This window comes from Pseudostreptobacillus hongkongensis, from assembly GCF_001559795.1.
GTDB classification, from domain to species: Bacteria; Fusobacteriota; Fusobacteriia; order Fusobacteriales; family Leptotrichiaceae; genus Pseudostreptobacillus; species Pseudostreptobacillus hongkongensis.
Genome location: NZ_LOHY01000045.1, coordinates 1 through 349, shown reverse-complemented (window position 1 = coordinate 349; position 349 = coordinate 1). Strand labels below are relative to the sequence as shown.

The window sequence follows — 349 nt, the reverse complement described above, 5'->3', positions numbered from 1 at the left end:
GTTTTTGCCAGTGCGCCTGCCGCCAGCGGCAGCTCATAGGCACCAGGCACCCAAACAACGTTAATGTTTTCATCTTTTACCTGACCGATACGTTTCAGTTCGTCAATCGCACCTTCCAGCAGGCTGTCATTGATAAAGTTGTTGAAACGCGCAATGGTGATGGCGACGCGAGCGTCCGGGGTAGCAACGTTAGCTTCAATAATGTTCATTTTTTTCCTTCGGGTTCGAGTATGGCCCCGCAGGGGGGCGGATTTTAGCATAATATTTCGTGCGCTGCTTCCCTTTCGAGCCGGGAGATCATGCGCCCACTAAATGCAGGCAAACATCCGGGCCTACATGACGTATCTCT

At 51.9% G+C, this 349-nt stretch carries 1 protein-coding gene; it reads right to left on the bottom strand.

Annotated features, from left to right (window positions below):
• Nucleotides 1-209 (bottom strand): 6,7-dimethyl-8-ribityllumazine synthase (locus AYC59_RS08505; RefSeq protein WP_211259988.1); only part of this gene is annotated, 209 nt, incomplete at its 3' end.
• Between the last annotated feature and the right edge of the window lie 140 nt (nt 210-349).